General features: G+C 43.6%; 17 protein-coding genes. 8 read left to right on the forward strand and 9 right to left on the reverse strand.

All coding sequences use genetic code 11. From position 1 onward, the window contains the following. Positions 1-34: 34 nt before the first annotated feature. Together iorA and MSI_RS04760 are read left to right on the forward strand one after the other, a co-directional pair. Positions 35-1,765, forward strand: coding sequence for an indolepyruvate ferredoxin oxidoreductase subunit alpha (gene iorA / locus MSI_RS04755; RefSeq protein ID WP_009104257.1), 1,731 nt, complete (start codon positions 35-37; stop codon positions 1,763-1,765). 103 nt (positions 1,766-1,868) lie between these two features. Next, positions 1,869-2,435, forward strand: a complete 567-nt coding sequence (locus MSI_RS04760; RefSeq protein WP_009104259.1) for an indolepyruvate oxidoreductase subunit beta — start codon at positions 1,869-1,871, stop codon at positions 2,433-2,435. Between the two features lie 11 nt (positions 2,436-2,446). Here MSI_RS04760 and MSI_RS04765 read toward each other — a convergent pair whose 3' ends face one another. After that, complete coding sequence (locus tag MSI_RS04765; RefSeq protein WP_009104261.1) at positions 2,447-2,872, reverse strand: type II toxin-antitoxin system VapC family toxin; 426 nt, start codon at positions 2,870-2,872, stop codon at positions 2,447-2,449. Next, positions 2,869-3,168 (reverse strand): type II toxin-antitoxin system Phd/YefM family antitoxin, encoded by a 300-nt coding sequence (locus tag MSI_RS04770; RefSeq protein WP_009104263.1) that lies wholly within the window; start codon positions 3,166-3,168, stop codon positions 2,869-2,871. Before MSI_RS04770 ends, MSI_RS04765 begins: the two co-directional genes overlap by 4 nt. A gap of 277 nt (positions 3,169-3,445) precedes the next feature. Here MSI_RS04770 and MSI_RS04775 point away from each other — a divergent pair, with 277 nt between their 5' ends. The 5 genes from MSI_RS04775 (at position 3,446) to MSI_RS04795 (ending at position 8,069) form a co-directional block, all read left to right on the forward strand. Further along, entirely contained in the window at positions 3,446-4,756 is a 1,311-nt protein-coding gene (locus tag MSI_RS04775; protein ID WP_009104266.1) for a phenylacetate--CoA ligase family protein, read from the forward strand. Positions 4,757-4,850: 94 nt separating this feature from the next. Beyond that, positions 4,851-5,282 (forward strand): ACT domain-containing protein, encoded by a 432-nt coding sequence (locus MSI_RS04780; RefSeq protein ID WP_009104268.1) that lies wholly within the window; start codon positions 4,851-4,853, stop codon positions 5,280-5,282. A gap of 44 nt (positions 5,283-5,326) precedes the next feature. Next, positions 5,327-5,893 (forward strand): hypothetical protein, encoded by a 567-nt coding sequence (locus MSI_RS04785; protein WP_009104271.1) that lies wholly within the window; start codon positions 5,327-5,329, stop codon positions 5,891-5,893. A gap of 43 nt (positions 5,894-5,936) precedes the next feature. Beyond that, complete coding sequence (gene purD, locus MSI_RS04790) at positions 5,937-7,268, forward strand: phosphoribosylamine--glycine ligase (RefSeq protein ID WP_009104274.1); 1,332 nt, start codon at positions 5,937-5,939, stop codon at positions 7,266-7,268. A 15-nt stretch (positions 7,269-7,283) separates the two neighbouring features. Beyond that, a complete protein-coding gene (locus MSI_RS04795) occupies positions 7,284-8,069 on the forward strand; it encodes a TIGR02757 family protein (RefSeq protein WP_009104276.1) in 786 nt (261 codons plus the stop codon). Positions 8,070-8,081: 12 nt separating this feature from the next. On the opposite strand, the gene MSI_RS04800 is transcribed toward MSI_RS04795, so the two are convergent. The 7 genes from MSI_RS04800 to MSI_RS04830 form a co-directional block, all read right to left on the reverse strand. Next, positions 8,082-9,575, reverse strand: a complete 1,494-nt coding sequence (locus tag MSI_RS04800) for an NAD(P)H-hydrate dehydratase (protein ID WP_009104278.1) — start codon at positions 9,573-9,575, stop codon at positions 8,082-8,084. Continuing rightward, complete coding sequence (locus MSI_RS04805) at positions 9,575-9,883, reverse strand: hypothetical protein (RefSeq protein ID WP_009104280.1); 309 nt, start codon at positions 9,881-9,883, stop codon at positions 9,575-9,577. Before MSI_RS04805 ends, MSI_RS04800 begins: the two co-directional genes overlap by 1 nt. Continuing rightward, a complete protein-coding gene (locus MSI_RS04810; protein ID WP_009104282.1) occupies positions 9,883-10,608 on the reverse strand; it encodes an acyl-[acyl-carrier-protein] thioesterase in 726 nt (241 codons plus the stop codon). The genes MSI_RS04805 and MSI_RS04810 overlap by 1 nt, the downstream gene beginning before the upstream one ends. An 11-nt stretch (positions 10,609-10,619) precedes the next feature. Beyond that, a complete protein-coding gene (locus MSI_RS04815; protein WP_009104284.1) occupies positions 10,620-11,483 on the reverse strand; it encodes an undecaprenyl-diphosphate phosphatase in 864 nt (287 codons plus the stop codon). A 22-nt stretch (positions 11,484-11,505) separates the two neighbouring features. Then, entirely contained in the window at positions 11,506-11,724 is a 219-nt protein-coding gene (locus tag MSI_RS04820) for a hypothetical protein (RefSeq protein WP_009104286.1), read from the reverse strand. Between the two features lie 80 nt (positions 11,725-11,804). Next, positions 11,805-12,797 carry a prolipoprotein diacylglyceryl transferase gene (gene lgt / locus MSI_RS04825; protein WP_009104288.1) on the reverse strand — a complete coding sequence of 331 codons (993 nt, stop codon included), beginning with the start codon at positions 12,795-12,797 and terminating at the stop codon, positions 11,805-11,807. 1 nt (position 12,798) lies between these two features. Continuing rightward, positions 12,799-13,944, reverse strand: coding sequence for a P-loop NTPase (locus MSI_RS04830; RefSeq protein ID WP_009104290.1), 1,146 nt, complete (start codon positions 13,942-13,944; stop codon positions 12,799-12,801). 73 nt (positions 13,945-14,017) lie between these two features. Between MSI_RS04830 and MSI_RS04835 the strand changes: the two genes are divergently transcribed. Continuing rightward, positions 14,018-15,490 (forward strand): S41 family peptidase, encoded by a 1,473-nt coding sequence (locus tag MSI_RS04835; protein ID WP_009104292.1) that lies wholly within the window; start codon positions 14,018-14,020, stop codon positions 15,488-15,490. The last annotated feature ends 17 nt before the right edge of the window (positions 15,491-15,507 follow it).

Here is a 15,507-nt window from a genome sequence, read left to right on the forward strand (position 1 = left end):
GAAATATTATTAAATAGTTTTTATAGAGGACAAAATGAAACAGTTGATGTTAGGTAACGCCGCAGCTGCCAGAGGTCTTTTTGAAGGCGGCTGTGAGTTTGTTTCCAGTTATCCTGGTACTCCGAGTACAGAAATTACAGAAGAAGCAGCAAAATTCAAGGAAATCTATTGTGAATGGGCACCAAACGAAAAGGTTGCCCTGGAATCGGCTTTTGGTGCCTGCCTTGCCGGCCGCCGTGCCTTCTGCGGAATGAAGCATGTTGGTTTGAACGTAGCCGCAGACCCTCTTTATACAATGAGCTACACAGGTGTAAATGCCGGTCTTGTTATCGGAGTTGCAGATGATCCTGGAATGCATTCTTCTCAGAACGAGCAGGACAGCCGCCATCACGCAATTGCTTCAAAAATCCCTATGATTGAACCAAGCGATTCTGATGAAGCCCGTGAGTTTGCAAAGCTTGCCTTTGAAATCAGTGAAAAATTCGATACTCCGGTTTTATATAAAATGTGTACCCGAGTTGCACACAGTCAGAGTGTTACAGAAACGGCTGAGCGCGGGGCTATCGAGCACAAAAAATACGAAAAAAATATCCAGAAATACGTTATGGCTCCTGCAAATGCAATCCGTCGTCATCCTTTTGTAGAAGAAAGAATGAAAAAACTTGCAGAATGGAGCGAGACAAGTGGAATTAACCGCGTGGAGAAGACTGATTCTAAGGTTGGCGTAATTACTTCTTCGACTGCCTACCAGTATGTAAAGGAAGTTCTGGGTGATTCAGTAAATATCCTCAAGCTTGGAATGGTAAATCCTCTTCCAGAAAATATGATTAAAAAGTTCGCTGATGGACTTGAAAAAATCATCGTTGTAGAAGAGCTTGATCCTATTGTTGAAACTTTTGTCCGCGGTCTTGGTTTAGCTTGCGAAATCCACGGAAAAGATATGTTCCAGATTTGCGGCGAATTCAGTCAGAATATTGTAGCAGCCGCTTTTGGAAAGGAAGTTCATTCTGGCAAAAAACTTGATACAGCAATTCCTGTCCGCCCTCCGATTATGTGTGCCGGCTGTCCTCACCGCGGAATGTTCTACGCCCTCAACAAGCTTAAGGTAACAGTTTTTGGTGATATCGGATGCTATACTCTGGGTTCGGTTGCGCCGCTTTCTGCAATGGACGTAACTTTGTGTATGGGAGCTTCTTTCAGCGGACTTCACGGATGGAACAAGGCTGTGGGCGCAGAAAACGAAAAGAAATCTGTTGCCGTTATCGGTGATTCAACTTTTATGCATTCGGGAATGACAGGTCTTGCGACAATCGCATATAACCAGTCAAACTCTACTGTAATCGTACTTGATAATTCGATTACCGGTATGACAGGTCATCAGCAGAATCCTACTACCGGAAAAAACCTCTATGGTGACCCGGCCGGCCGTGTAGACCTTGAGGCTCTGGCACGGGCAATGGGAATTAATCGTGTACGCGTAGTTGACCCATATAATATTGCAGAATGTGAAACTGCTGTTAGGGAAGAATTAGCTGTTGAAGAGCCAAGCTTGATTATCAGCCGCCGTCCTTGCGTTCTGCTTAAGGAAGTAAAGGCTAAACCTGCACTTGTAGTTGATGAAGCTAAGTGTAAGTCTTGCAAAATGTGTATGAAAATCGGCTGTCCTGCAATTGCAATGAAGGGCGGTAAGGCTAAGATTGACCCGACGTTATGCGTTGGCTGTGGAGTATGCGTACAAATGTGCAAGTTTGGTGCGTTAGGATAACAAAGTAAGTAAGGCTAAAAATTGCAGTGCAATTTTTTTAACGCCTTGCTATAGAACAAAGGCCGCCAGCGGCCTTACACATGTGTAAATTTGGAGCGTTGTAATGGTAAAAAATATAATGATAGTTGGCGTTGGTGGCCAGGGTGCGCTGCTTGCGTCTAAAACTTTGGGACAGGTTCTGCTTGATGCAGGCTTTGATGTAAAGGTCAGCGAGGTTCACGGTATGAGCCAGCGCGGGGGTTCGGTTGTAACTTACGTTCGCTATGGCGAAAAAGTTTACTCTCCTATTGTAGACAAGGGCGAGGCTGATTTTATTGTGTCCTTTGAACTTCTTGAGGCGGCTCGTTACACAGAATTTTTGAAGGCAGACGGACAGATTGTCGTAAATACTCAGAAAATCGACCCTATGCCGGTAATTACGGGCGCTGCCGAATACCCGGAAGATCTGGTTGAAAAAATGACCGCTGCTGGAATTAAAGTAGACGCGATCGACTGTCTGGAACTTGCCCAGCAGGCCGGAACCGCAAAGGCTGTAAATATCGTTCTGATGGGCCGCCTTTCAAAATACATGGACTTCCCTGTAGAAAACTGGCTTTCTGCCATTGAAAAGCTTGTAAAACCACAGTTTCTGGAAATGAATAAAAAGGCATTTATGCTGGGTCGTGCCTAATAGGAGATTTTTTACTCCCACCAATCTTCCATTCTCAATACAGAATTTTCAGCGACTGCAGCGAAATCTTCTGTATTGTGAGTAACTAGAACCATTCCGTTTGCGATGGCTGTAGCCGCAATCTGGCTGTCGTAAGATGGAGCAGGTTTTCCCTCTGCTCTACATTTTGCTCGAATTTCTCCACAGATTCGGGCGGCAAAGTTGTCATATGGAATTATTTCAAAGGAATCTCTGATGTCATCCAGAGTTTTCTGTACAGATTTTTTTCGTCTTCCGTCAGGCATTAATCCAAGTCCGTAATTTGATTCTTCCCATACAGTTGAACATATTGCGCAAAGTTCTTCGTTTTCTCTTATTCTTTTTATAATAGCTGAGTTTGGAACTGGTTTTGAAAATTCAGAAATTACATTTGTATCAAGTAAATATACAGGTCTCATTCTTCACCCCATATTTTCATAATTTTTTTATCATATTCCTCGCCAGGATATTCATCTTCGGGAACAGGAAGGCCTTCAAAATTGGGATCTGAAAAAACATCAGCAAACATCATTCGTGTTTCATTCCATCTATCAAAAAAACTTCGCTTTTTTCCACTTTTTTCGTATTCCTCATAGCTGATAATTACGGCTACTGGTTTATCATGACGTGTGAGTTCAACTGGCTCGCCTTGCTCTGCCAGTTTGACTAAAGCTGAAAAATTATTTCTTGCATCGTAAATTGTTCTTCTGCACATAACCGTCTCCTTTTCTGCCTATAGTATTGCTTGAAAATGGCTAGTTGTCAAGAAAAATGGCTAGATAATAAATTATTTTCCTTCTCTTTACAGCCTTAATGCATAGTGATAATATTTAGTATATGTTAAGAATTACAGGCTTACTAAAGAGCCGCTTCTTTTCCTTTTATTTCTTTTTCGCCTAATGGCGAACTACTCTTTTCTTTTTGTGCAATGCGCCCAAGGCCGTGCACGGTAACCAGCTAATAATCAAAAATCCAATATATCTGAGGAATATATGAACCTTAAATACTACCAGAAAGAAAGTGAATGTATGCCGCTGGAGGAGCTTAAAAAGCTTCAGGGCGAAAGACTTGCGAAAAACTTCCGTCATGTTTACGAGAATGTTGAATATTACAGAAAGAGATGCCAGGAGGCTGGGGTAACTCCTGACGATATCAAGGGGCTGGACGACCTGGATAAGATTCCTTTTACCTGCAAGGATGACCTTCGCGCAACTTACCCTTATGGACTTTTTGCGGTTCCTATGAAGGAGGTTGTTCGTATTCATGCTTCTTCGGGAACTACAGGTAAGCAGATTGTTGTTGGTTACACAAAAGATGACCTTGAAATTTGGAATGACTGTTGTGCCCGCCAGCTGGTTGCAATCGGCTGTGATGAAAACGATATTGTTCAGAACGCTTATGGCTACGGTATGTTTACCGGAGGTTTTGGCGTTCACGGTGGAGCAACAAAGCTTGGCTGTCAGGTGCTTCCGATTTCTGCGGGAAATACTCAGCGTCAGATTACCTTCTTCCAGGATATGGGGTCGACTGTGCTCTGCTGTACTCCATCTTATGCGGCTTATCTGGGCGAAACTCTTAAGGATATGGGATTGAGTCCTGCTGACATTCATCTTAAGGCCGGAATTTTTGGTGCTGAACCTTGGACTGAAGAAATGCGCCGCGACATCGAAAAATCACTTGGTATTAAAGCTTATGATATTTACGGTCTTACTGAAGTTATGGGCCCTGGCGTTGCCTACGAATGCAGCGAACAGAAGGGTATGCACGTAAACGAAGACCACTTTATTATAGAAACAATTGATCCGAAAACAGGAAAACGTCTTCCTGACGGCGAAAAGGGCGAGCTTGTATTTACTGCAATTACAAAGCAGGCATTCCCACTTATGCGTTTCCGCACAAAGGATATCGGTGTTCTTAACCGCGCTCCCTGCGCCTGCGGGCGAACTTTTGTGCGCATGAGTAAGCCTATGGGTCGTACTGATGATATGCTTATTATCCGCGGTGTTAACGTATTCCCAAGCCAGATTGAAGGCGTGCTTTTGCAGAACGGTTATCCGCCAAACTATCAGATTATCGTTGGCCGCGTAAACAACAACGATACTTTCGAAATCAAGGTGGAAATGACAGCCGACAAGTTCAGCGATGTGATTTCGGAAATCAATCAGCAGGAAAAGGCTCTGGAAAATGCGCTGCTTAGCGTACTTCAGATTAAGGCAAAGGTAAAACTCGTAGCGCCTAAGAGCATTGAACGCTCGGAAGGCAAGGCTAAGCGAGTAATAGATACTAGAAAGTTACACGACTGATAAAGGGGCGTTGCGGGGTGTCCCCGCTAGAAGGGGTAGCGAGCAACGAAGTGCGAGCGAGGGGAAGGCTTTCCCCTCCTAAGGAGAATAAAAAATGACTATAAACCAGATTTCAATCTTCATCGAAAACCGTAAAAACGCTTTGCTGGAACTTACTAATGTTCTGGCTGAGCATAAAATTAACGTAAGGGCGCTCTGTCTTGCGGATACAAGCGACTTTGGAATTGCGCGAATTATCGTGGATGATCCGGTACCTGTTCAGGTGGCGCTGGAACGTTCAGCTTATATTGTAAAAACTACACCGGTTATTGCTCTGGAAATTCCGGATGAGGCTGGAAGCTTGAACCACATTCTTCAGATTCTTGCTGACGGCGGACGAAATGTTGAATATATGTACGGTTTTACCGGCCGCAAAACTAATGCTGCCTTTATGGTAATCCGTACAACTGACGTTCAGAAAACTGAAGAAGTACTTGCGGCTGCTGGAATCAGAACTGTTTCTCAGGCTGAAGTTCCACAGTTGTAAGTTTATTTCTGCGTGATTATAATAAATAAAAGGGGAGGGATAAAATGAAAAAGGCTGGATATTCGCTATTGCTTATTTTATCTGCTGTTTTTCTTTCTTCTTGTATTTCAACAAATATTAGTCACGCAGATTCAAATTCACAAAGTTATTTTTCTGAAGCATGGACGGATTCTGATCTTCGTCATGTAGCGGAGTCTTTGATTCAGGATTGCGTTAATTCCACCGGCGTAAGTAATTATAAAAGTCAGGCTGATGAACTGCCGCGGGTAATCATAGGAAAAATTACCAATAAAAGTGATGGGCATGTAGATACTTCAAAACTTATCCGCCGCCTTCAGACTGCAATAGTTAACAGCGGGGCAATGAAGCTTACTTCATCTGAGGAAAGCCAGGCCTGTGAAGATTTTGAAAACTTAAAGCAGGCGGCGCTGGAGCTTGGCGTGGATTTTATACTTCAGGGCACAATTCATTCAAAAACCGAAAATAAAGATAATCATCATATCTCTACTTATCTGATTGATATGCAGCTGCTTGATATTCAGAATGACTGCGTTTTGTGGCAGGGAGTCAGCGACGATATCAAAAAGCGAAGCTCGGGTCAGCGAATTTAATCTTATTGTAGAAACTTAAACCCTATTTCAGTATAATGCCACTATGAATATAATCGTTGTGGGCAGTGGTGGACGTGAGCACACTATCTGCTGGAAATTAGCTCAGAGTTCACTGGTTGATAAAATCATCGTGGTGCCTGGAAACGGCGGAACGGCTGATGAAACAAAATGTGTAAATGTAAATCCTAAAGATTGTGATTATATTACAGAGGGCCAGAATCCTTATGTTGCCATTGCAAAGCATGAAAATTGCCGCATGGCTGTAATTGGACCGGAAGATCCTCTCTGTGAAGGAATTGCAGACGAATTCTGGAAGGCTGATATTCCTTGTGTCGGCGCAAAAAAAGCCGGTGCAATGCTTGAAGGCAGTAAAGATGTGGCTAAGGCCTTCATGAAAAAATACAACGTTGCCTGTGCCGCAAGCGAAACTTTTGTAAATAAGGATGCTGCAATCGAGTACGTAAAAAAACACGGGGCTCCGATTGTAATTAAGGCTGACGGTCTGGCTGCCGGAAAAGGTGTAATTGTTGCTGCAACTATGGAAGAAGCCCTTGCTGCAATTGAAGATATTATGGAAAGCGGCCGCGTTGGTGATGCCGGTAAAAAACTTGTAATTGAAGATTATCTTGAAGGAGTTGAAATTTCAGTTCTGGCTGCGGTTTCTGTTACTCCTGAATATGCAGTGCAGGGAAGCGCTACAATCGTTCCTTTCCTTCCTGCCCGAGACCACAAGCGATTGAATGACGGCGCTAAAGGTCCAAACACCGGCGGAATGGGTGCTGTTTGCCCTCTTTCTGACGTAACTCCTGAAATCATGGAGCAGTTCAAAAAAGACTGTCTTGAACCAACTTTGAACGGACTTATCAAAGAGCGTTTTGATTACCGCGGCTTTATTTTCTTTGGTGTTATGCTGACTAAAAACGGTCCAAAGCTTCTTGAATACAATGTTCGTCTTGGCGACCCTGAAACTCAGGCTGTTTTGCCTTTGATGGACTTTGATATGATGGCTATGTGTACTGCAATCTTGAACGGTACACTTAAAGACTTTGAATTCAAGTGGAAGCCTGGATTCCAGTGCGCTCCTGTTGTTGTAAGCGGCGGCTATCCTGGAAGCTACAAAAAAGGCTGCGAAATTACATATGATTCTGCAGAGCTGGCTGACAGCACTGCAAAGGTATTTATTGCGGGTGCAGTAAAAGACGGCGATAAGCTTGTTACAAGCGGCGGTCGCGTTCTTGCCTGCAGCGCTTACGGAAGTACTTTTGATGAAGCCTGGAAACTTGCTTACCGCGGAATTAATGCCGTTCATTTTGAAGGTGCCTTCCACCGCAACGACATTGGTTTGCCGGGTGCTGCTGAGAGTGGGAAACTATAAGGGTCGTATTTATAAATGACCCACGAACTAAAAGCAAAATTACGGGAGCTGGCTCAGAAATATGAAACAGCCTCTTTTCTTGAGGCTGATCCCAGCCAGTTTATCCGCTGGTACAAAAGACCAGAGGATATTGAGCCTGCCTGCTTTATTGCGGCTATGCTTTCTTTTGGCAGTCGCACGCAGTTTATTCCAAAAATCCGCTGGATTTTTGAACTTGCTGATAAGTCCGGCGGAATGGAAAAATGGCTAAAATCCCGTGATTTTGAAATAAATTTTAACGAAAATTCGCCGAATTTTGCAAAAAAAGGCGAAAAACTGCCTAAATTCTACAGATTTTATTCATTTTTTGACATGAATCTGCTTTTTTCCGAAATGGCAGAAATTCTTGAAAAAGCCCCTGCTTTTGGAGAATTTTTCCGTCAAAAATACGAAAATCTTCCGGATTCTCAGAAATCTCCGGGTATTCTTTCCGACCTTATTTCACAAGCCTTTCCAAAATCAAAAATTGTTCCTAAAGGAAAAACTTCTGCAAACAAACGGATTCATATGTTTTTGCGCTGGATGTGCCGTCAGAATTCGCCGGTGGACATCGGACTCTGGCCCTGGTATCCGGCTGAGAAGCTTTTAATTCCACTGGATGTTCACGTTATGCAGGAAGGAGTAAAACTTGGTCTCCTTCCTGAAAATGCACATGCAGACAGAAAAACAGCCCTTGCCCTTACTAAGCAAATGGAAGAGGCCTTTCCTGCTGATCCTTCGCGGGCAGATTTTGCTCTTTTTGGACTTGGTGTTGATGCCTAGGCGGGGGCTAAGTTATATTTTAGAAATCAATTTTTCTGGGGTAAGGTCGTAGCCTTCTCCGTCTGAAAATCTTGCACTAGCAGCTGCATGAGAGTAAACGGCAGTTATTGCAGCATCGAGGCTTGTGTAACCCTGGGCGAGCAGTCCCGCCACCATCCCGGCAAGGACGTCTCCACTGCCAGCTTTTGCCAGGCTTTGACAGCCCCTGTCACAAATATAAGTCTTCCCCTCCTGCGCAATAAAGGTATTTGCGCTTTTCATAATAAGGGTTAGCGCCGGGAGCCGCTCTGTAATTTTCTTCCCGATTTCAATTCTATTTTCTGCAATCTGAGCTACAGTCTGCGCATCTTCGTCCGGGAAAAGTTTTTCGTAAAGAGCCTTTAATTCCTTTGGATGCGGTGTAAGAAGAATTTTTGCATTGTTAACGGCATTCAGTTTTTCCAGCAGTTCTGCCACTCCCTGGTAACTGAATAAATCTGCATCAAGAACGCAGGCAGGATTTTTTGTAGTGGTAAACCAGGCTGTAAAAGCCGAAAGAGCATTTTCTATCTGCTGACTGTCTCTTCCAAGTCCGCTTCCAATCAGTACACAGGTCGTGTTTGCCGGAATTTCATCGCTTATCATAAGCTCAGGGCTTATTTTAAATTGTGAAAGATTTGAATTTTCTGCCTTTACAAGACTTACAAGTCCGCTTCCAAAATTAAGGGCTGCTGTAGCCGCAAGAATCCCCGCTCCGGATTTTTCTCCTGCAAAAACTCCTGTGTGCCCAAAACTTCCCTTGTGAGAGGCTTTATTTTTTCTGAGGGGGAGTTTAATATCCTTTTCTTCAATTAAAAAGATTTCTGGCGAGCCGCAGCTTTCGAATTTTTCGCGGGCAATACCAAGGTCGGCGACAATAATTTTTCCGCATACTGCCTTTGCTGCATCCGAAAAAAGGATACTTTTTAAACAGCCCATTGTAATTGTAGTGTCCGCTATAAAGCGCAGGCCCGTTGGAATATCACAGGCAATTTTATAAGCGGGCAGTTCATTTATCTTATTAATAAGGTTCGCTACAGGCTCCCGAAGTTCTCCCTTAAATCCTGTTCCTAAAATGCAGTCTACAATTATGTCAAAAGAAGAAAGTTTTTCGTCTGGGGGAAGGATTTCTAAAATCTGAACGCCCGCAGCTTCTGCCATTTTTCGCTGTCTTATTGCTTCCTCTGTTTTTGGCTGGCTGAGCGCAAGAATGCTGCATTCAATTTCCCTTTTTCCGCAAAGACGGCGGGCAAGAGCATAGCCGTCGCCGCCATTGTTTCCGCTTCCGCAAAGAATAAAGACTTTGAAGGGGCGGGCGTTAACTGCACTGCCACCTTGGGTAACTGCACCGCCACTTGGGTAAACCGCCTTCATCACAGCAGTTTCCATTGCCGCCGCCGCGTTTTCCATCATCAAAAAAGGCGGAAAGAGAAATCGTTCCTTTGCAAGTTTCTCAAGAGCCTGCGAATCAACAAAAACAGGTTTCATTATATATCCTGTGTTTTTTTCTCAACCTTCTTTTTTGTCTTTTTAGACTTTTCTTTTATATCATCTTTTGCGCTTTCAGCAGAATCTTTTATTTCTTCTGCAGCGTCTTTTGTATCATTACCGATTTTCTTTCCCAAATCTCTGAAAAAGTTTCCGGTTTCTTTCAGAGCCTTTTTGCCCTGTTCGCCGACATCTTTCCATTCATCTTTGCTTGTCTGTTCAGTTTTACTGCTTTCCTTGTCTTTTGCTTTTGCACTCACAAGGCTAAGGCAGCTTGCAATCATCATAAGAGCCAGAATTTTTTTCATTATTTTCCTCCAAGTTCTATCATGGTTTTAAGCGAACCGTCGCTTCCGTAAATAAACACAGTATGAGCCTGCCCGTTACCAGCATATTTAACGCAGATTTTTTCACCTTCTTTAACGGCGCTCTTATAAGTTATGCGGATTTTATTAAAATTATGAGCGCGGTAAACTTCCTCCGGCAAGGCTTCCATAGCGTAATCAACGTATATCAGATTGTGAACGTGATGATTAAAATCGATATCGTTTCTGCGCGGAGTCAACTCAAGTTCGCGGCTGAAAGATTCCGGCACTTCAATTTTTGGAAGCTTAGAATCGGCAAAAACTGATTTTTTCTCCGGCTCGTATTTTGCAAGAAGCTCGTCTGTCACCTTGCTTGGTCTGTTAGCCTTTAAGTCAAAATGAATCCAGCGGGTCGTTCCCTTTCCGCAAAGTTCTCCGTTGCAGAAAAGTTCAAAGTCTCGCGAAGTGCTGAACATTGAGGTTGCGCCCTGACTCCAGGTTACCGCCTTTATCTTGTCGCCGTATTTTGGAAAATGCTCGATTTCAACGTACCAGTCGGTCAAAATCCAGGCAGTGCCGTCCGAACTTCCCTTCAAAATCTGGTCGCCTGCCGCATCCGAATGATGGTTTCCCGAGTTTTCCAGAATCTTCAAAATTGCTTCAATTTTCAGCTCGCCGTTATCGTAAAAATCTTCCAGTAAGGGCTCGTAATTTAACTCTACAAACATGAGGGACCCCCCTATTTTAAGAACATTATTCCCAGAATTCCAAGCGGAATAAGGTATGCCGCAAACCAGTGAAGCTTTCCCTTGCGGATAACCTTCATAAGGAAGGTGAGCGAAATGTAGCCTGTAGCAAAAGCTGCGGCACAACCTGCAATTACTGGGGCGGCGCCAATGCTGCTGCTAACTTCGCCCAAGTCTTTAAGTTCGAGAAGGAAGGCGCCAAGAATTGCTGGAATTGAAATGATAAAAGAAAAATCTCCGGCGGCTTTTGCGTCTACTCCGCTGTAGAGGGCACCTGCGATTGTAGAGCCGCTGCGGCTGATTCCTGGTAAAGTTCCAAAGCCCTGCATAATTCCAATTATAATTGACTGAAAGAAAGAAATACCTTCTGCCGGTACTGTTCCTTCTTTCTGGAGTTTTGCTTCGTTCTGCTTTCTTTTGAGGTTACTTACAATCAGTAAAACTGCTGTTACTAGGAAGCCTGCACAGGTTGATTTAATAGAAAGTTCAGGCATTTTTTTACTTGTAAGGATTCCTATTGCTGCGGTAATAATTGTTGCAACTATTACGGCGATGATTGTACGCCGCCCTGCCTTGTCAGTTCCGGCAAGCAAATCTTCCGGTTTTAAGCTGGATTCCGGCTGTGCGCGGCGTGCAATCCATCTTCCTAAAACACAGAAAAGACGGGCAATTTTGCGCCAGAAGTAAAGACAAACGGCAAAAAGAGTTGCCAGATGAAGGAAAACATCGAACAAAAGTGGAACGTCGTCCAGCTTAAAAAGATTCTGAGCTACGGCAAGGTGGCCCGAAGATGAAATCGGAAGAAATTCTGCAATTCCCTGTAAGATTCCGAGTAAAATTCCCTGAAAAACTGTCATTTTTAATTCCTTTTTTTATGATTTACATTTCAGAAACGTGCATAGATTCTACGTCCTGCACTCTGATGTGATGGTGTCCTAAGTCTAGAAAGTCGCCCCATTCTTCTGGCATAAAGCAGCCGTGTTCGTAGCAGCCGCCGTCTTTGCGGCAGTGGATGCAGGGGTTTTTACTGTAATGGCCCAGCTTCTCAACGTCTAAAGTTTCTGATGAGCCGTTTTTGTACTTAATTGTTAGTTTCATAAGCGTCTCTTCCCCAGAAAAAAACAAGCGGGTCCCAGCGACGGCGTAAATCAGGGTACCACCCCCTCACGGGTTCCCCCCTAATTTCCGCCTGCGTCCCACTTGTTTTTTTTCTTGTAAATTATACTTAAAATTATCATCGTAACCACCGAACCGGCTATCATCATAAAGCATAAAATCTGTCCGGTGGAGAAGTTTAAGAGCGAAGTATTGGTGTATAGCGGGGCGGTGGCGTCTTTGGCGATGCGGTAGCCGATGTCAGCATCGGGTTCGCGGAAGTATTCGATGAAAAAGCGGAAGAAGCCGTAGCCGCAGGCGTAGGAAAGTCCCAGCTGGCCGTCAAACTTTTTGTGCTTTCTCATAAACCACAAGATTGACCAGAGAATTACGCCCTCAAACAAAGCTTCGTAAAGCTGGCTTGGGTGGCGGGGAAGGTTTACAAGATTTTTTCCTGCAATTTCCATTCCGATTTTTTCTGCAAAGGCCTGAACCCAGGCTTTGGAAGTTGAAAATTTTTCTGCGGCCGGGAAAACCATTCCCCATGGGGCTGTCGTAATGCGGCCGTAAAGTTCTCCGTTCAAAAAGTTTCCTAAGCGGCCGAAAGTGTATCCAAGTGGAATTGCAACGCACATTGCATCGCACCATTTCCAGAAAGGCTTTTTGTGAACGCGGCACCAGACAATCATTCCGATTAAACCGCCGATAAAACCACCGTGGTAAGACATACCGGCAAGACCTGTAAAGTTTCCAGCGGCATCAAAAGGCCAGAAAATCAGCCAGGGTTTTTTCCAGTAGAGTCCTGTTGTGTCGTAAATTAAAGTTGAAAAAATGCGGGCACCGGCAAGAAGAAAAACGATTCCGGTGGCAATAAAGCTGAAAACATCGTCCTCGTTTGCTTTTTCTGTGCTGCTGTCCAGAGCACCTTCCTTAAATAATTTTGTAAGCACCCAGTAAGCGGTTCCGAAGGCAAAAACGTACATCAGACCGTACCAGCGCAGGAGTCCTAAAAATTTAATTCCAGGAAAAATCTGCGGATGAATCCAGGAAGGGTAGTTTATGTATAAAAAATTCATATTAAATCTTAAATCCTTGTCCGGCTGCCTTAATCAGTTTTGATTTCAAAAGCTGATTTTCCTTGCGCACCTGTGTAAGTTCGTAGTTCAATGTCTTTACCATTTCGGCCAGTTCACTGATGGAAAGTGTTCCACCGGCAACAAGATCTTCAATACCTGCAAGCTTAATATTGTAATCTTCGTTTGCTTCTTCATCTGCATTCTGGAAGTTGTCACTTGCGCCTTCAAGATTAAAGGCAGCATCAAAAGCGCGTGGCGGAGTTGCAATCACCTTGTCTGCAATGCGGTAAACTGCCTGACCCAGCACCGACTGAGGTTTGTAAACAACAACCGGAAGCTGGCTTGCAAGTGCCTTATCCTGCAGCATATCGCGGTACATAAGTCCAAGGTATTCAATTTCAAGACCAAGATACTGGTTGCAGGATTTTTTAATTCTCTGTGCGCGTTCAGCATCCTTAGGATCTTCAATCATGTTCATTACAAGGCGGGGACGGAACTGCTCCATGCGGGCTTTAAAAAGGGCTGTAGCTGCGGGATCCTGAATTTCAAGTTCCTTTACAAGCTGAGGAATGTAAAGCTTCTGCATGGATTTTGCATTTTTCTTAAGTCCGTCAATATAGGCGCGGCCTGGAGTTCCCCGTTTAAAAGTTGTGTATAAAAGGCGGAAGGTTGCATTTTTCAAAAAGAGGTAGCCGTTCAAGGTTGCTGTTACGGCTGGGGCAGAAACAATAATTCCCTGTGGAGAAAGCAGGAACATATCAAGAATAAACTGATGGGTTCCGGCACCAAGGTCAAGGATAACGTAGTCTGTGTTGATGTTTTTCAGGTTGCGGATAAGTTTTACTTTCTGAACGTGTTTGAGCGAAGTCAAATCCGGAATCTGACTGTCACCGGCAATAAAACTTACGTTGTCATAATCTGTAGGCTGGATGATGTCTTTAAAATCAATTTTATCAGTAAACCAGGAACCAAGACTTGCAACACCCGGATGCTGTCCGATTACAAGATGAAGATTTGAAGCTCCCAAATCCAGATCAACTAAAACAACTTTTTTTCCCTGCTGACCCAGGGCAATTGCAAGATTGGCAGAAAGAAGACTTTTTCCAACTCCTCCCTTTCCACTTGCTATTGGAATTATCTGTGCCATAAATAAATTATATCACATAAATGGCAAGTTTTATATGGAAAATTTACTCTTTGTGCCGTAAAATAGAAACGTTATGAAAAAAACGTTTAAAAATATTTCGCGGGCCGCATTGACTTTTGTGGTTCTTACCTTTGCATCTCAGTGCTTTGCTCAGTCTTCAATAGAATCTGATACAAAAATTTCCAGTTTCCAATATATGAAAAAACTTAATTCAGTTTTTGACTTTGTTCAGCTGAATTATGTTGATGATTTAGACGCAAAACTTCTTTATGAAGGCGCCCTCAAGGGAATGCTGGAAGCAATTGGTGATCCATATACCCTTTATCTAGATTCTGATTACATGCGTGATCTTGGTGATACAACTAACGGTTCTTTTGGCGGTGTTGGTCTTACAATTTCAAAACCGACCGAAAACAAGCCAGATAAACCTGCCTACGTAGAAGTTTCATCACCAATCGAAGATTCCCCTGGAGCAAAAGCCGGTATCCAGTCTGGAGACTATATTATTGCAATTGAAGGAAAACCTACTCCGGAAATGAGCATGAGCGAAGTTTTGTCTAACCTTCGCGGTGAAGTTGGAAGTCCTGTAAATGTTACAATCCTTCGTGGTGCCAACATGAAGTTTGATATCAAGCTGGTTCGTGCCCTGATTGAAGTTCCAACCGTAAAAGACGGCATGATTGAAGGAACAAAAATCGGTTATATGCGCCTTATTCAGTTTACTCCGGAAACTCCAAAGCGGGTTCAGGAAGCAATCGACGGATTTAAGGCCGCTGGTTACAAGAGCCTGATTATTGACCTTCGTGATAATCCTGGTGGACTTATTACAAGTGCCGTTGATATTGGTGATAAATTCATTGATGCAGGTCCGATTGTTTCTACAAAAAGCCGCCTGATTCTGGAAAATCATCAGTTTACGGCAAATAAAGATAAGACTGTCGTAACAAAAATGCCGATTGTTGTTCTTATTAATCACGGTTCGGCAAGTGCGTCAGAAATTCTTTCGGGTGCGCTTAAAGATAATCATCTGGCTTACCTTGTAGGCGAGAGAACTTACGGAAAGGGCTCTGTTCAGCAGGTGGTTCCGCTTGGCGAGCAGAACGGAATTAAGCTTACAATTGCCCGCTACTACACTCCGAGCGACACAAATATTGATAAAATTGGTATTCCGCCTGATCTGGAAGTTAAAAATATGGAAACTTTCACAAAAGAGCAGGAAGAGCTTTACGTTAAGATGATTGAAAGCGAAGTGATTTCAAAAATGGTTGAGGCAAATCCAAACATGAAGGAAATTGATATTGCCGCTGCCGCAGAACGCATCGCTATTGATTATCCTTTTGATTTGCGTCTTCTCCGCCGCCTTTTGAGGGTTCAGCTTCAGCGTCATCAGCCGACTCCGCTTTATGATATGGACTACGATTTGCAGCTGAAAGCCGCAATTAAAGTTTTACAGGAAGAAAAGTTCTCTGACCTGGTAAAAAAGACTAAAACTTTGAAGCAGCTTCAGGACGAGGCGACACAAAAAGAAACTGTGGCTGTAAAATAAGCGCTTTTCCGCGGAAT

This window comes from Treponema sp. JC4 (assembly GCF_000260795.1).
Lineage (GTDB): Bacteria > Spirochaetota > Spirochaetia > Treponematales > Treponemataceae > Treponema_D.